The 1,933-nt window shown below is 33.7% G+C and carries 1 protein-coding gene; it reads left to right on the forward strand.

Features of this window, described 5'->3' with window-relative positions:
- The first annotated feature begins 858 nt into the window (after positions 1-858).
- Complete coding sequence (locus LX80_RS14325; RefSeq protein WP_111297330.1) at positions 859-1,857, forward strand: hypothetical protein; 999 nt, start codon at positions 859-861, stop codon at positions 1,855-1,857.
- The last annotated feature ends 76 nt before the right edge of the window (positions 1,858-1,933 follow it).

A 1,933-nucleotide genomic window follows, 5' to 3' on the forward strand; every position in this document is an offset into this window, starting at 1 on the left:
AATAGAATTAACAATTAACTTTTGTAAATTTATTTAGCATTTGTACCAAGCTGACGGATTTCAAATTCCGCCACAAACACAAATGCTTCAACGTTGCAAGCAATACGGCAATCAGCTTTCAATTAATAGGGTTAGGCAGAAAGCATTTATCTACTTATAGGTTGACTTGAATAAAAGCCCACATCGACTTGACATTCTTTGTTCGGTTTTTGTACATATTATTTTCTTTGTTTTTCAATTTGACATTTTTTTCGGGTGGACTTTTATCCAAGTCAATAAGGGTAGGACAGAAAATGCATTTTTAGGTCATACGCTACTAATAGACAAAAACGAGTTGCCGCATAGTTTGCAACGACCCACAGCAGTTCATTGGTTTTGGGGAAAGTTTTTGGTGGACACCTTTGATTTCATTTTGACACAATTTTTATTTTCAAATAGCTTGCAAAATTGTTTTTTTTTCATGCAGTGTTAGGTAGACAAAATTTACTTGCTTTGTTAGACACAAGTGTTTATAAAAAAGACAATTTGAAGCGGCATTGGTTATTGGCAATTTCATAAGCATGCCACAAGACATTTTTTGGTTGACAATTGAGCGAAAGTAATATTGCAAAGTTTTAAATGGAAAGTACTGCTTGCAACATGGGCTTTGTGCAAGTGGGGCAGGACGAAATAACAATCTGCTTTTGTAAAGCTGCTGAGCATTTGTCCGAGCTTGACGAATAAATTTCAAGTTTAGTTCTTAAATTGAACTTTTTATTTTTAATCGGTATCGGTTGTGGGCAGACGGAATACTAATTCCCCACCTGCACAAAGCCCGAACGTTACCAGCAATATTAAATGGACACATTTCACGATATAATGAAAACTTTACAAAAGCAAAACGAGATAAGACAAAGTGCTTTAGGTTTAGCTTCTATACAAAATTTAGCTGCGGCTGTTGCGAAACAAAAACAGCTTTATGATTTTGCAGGCATAAGTGGCTTGACAGAAATTGCAAAAGCATATTCAAAACAAATAAAGCCTTTTAGTGTTACAAAAAACCTAATTGACGAAAGTGTTTTAGCTAAACTATCTGCAATCCAAAAAGCTACTGAGACTTCACCATTGGCTAATCTATCATCTACTCTTGCAGAATTAGCCAGGAAAAATCAAATCGCTTCTAATAACCTGTCAGCATTTGCTACAAGCCAGATTTATTCATCGAATAATTTGACACAAATTGCCAAAGCTTTAAGTCAAACTCATTTAAGTAAATTCAATAGCATAGACGTTGCAATTAAGGGTCTTTCTACAGCATTTCTCAAAGACATTTCCTATTCTCACAATTGGGAGGATATTAAAGTAGCCGAAAATGCTAACGAGGCAGTAAAGACAGTAACAGACGAATTATTAGACAGTAATAAACCAATTACAGTAAATGACCTTGACAATTTAAAACAATCAATCGTAAGTGAACTTTTCGGTTTACTTAAAAAAACTAAAACAGAAAAAGGAAGGCAGTTTCTATTTGATTTAATCACTGTTATCGCCTTCCTTTTAACACTATACGGAACTTATGTTCAAAACACCGACAAGAGTAATAAAGAAGTCATTCAGGAAACTAAAAAAGAGATTGAGAAAATAAACAAGGAATTTTCTGATAAAATTGAATATGAAATAAGAAAGCTTAATAGAACAAGAACGTCAAGGGTAAAGACAAGCCTTTTCTTTTCGGGACACAAAGGGAGCAAAATCATTGGAAAAGTTAAAACTGGACAACAAGTAACTGTCATTGAAGTTTTACATAAATATTTGCTTGTTTCATATCTTGACAAAGAAACCAATGAATCAAAATCAGGCTGTCTTGTCCTAAAATAGGTTGACGAATAATCGTCACTTAAATTTGGACAAAATATGTTAGAAAAAGCAATTAAAAAAGAGGCTATTATAGCCG

This window comes from Hydrotalea sandarakina, assembly GCF_003254115.1.
Taxonomy (GTDB): domain Bacteria; phylum Bacteroidota; class Bacteroidia; order Chitinophagales; family Chitinophagaceae; genus Hydrotalea; species Hydrotalea sandarakina.

Excerpts from the sequence above, each read along its gene's own strand:
- LX80_RS14325 (WP_111297330.1), top strand. The coding sequence starts at position 859 with ATGAAAACTTTACAAAAGCAAAACGAGATAAGACAAAGTGCTTTAGGT.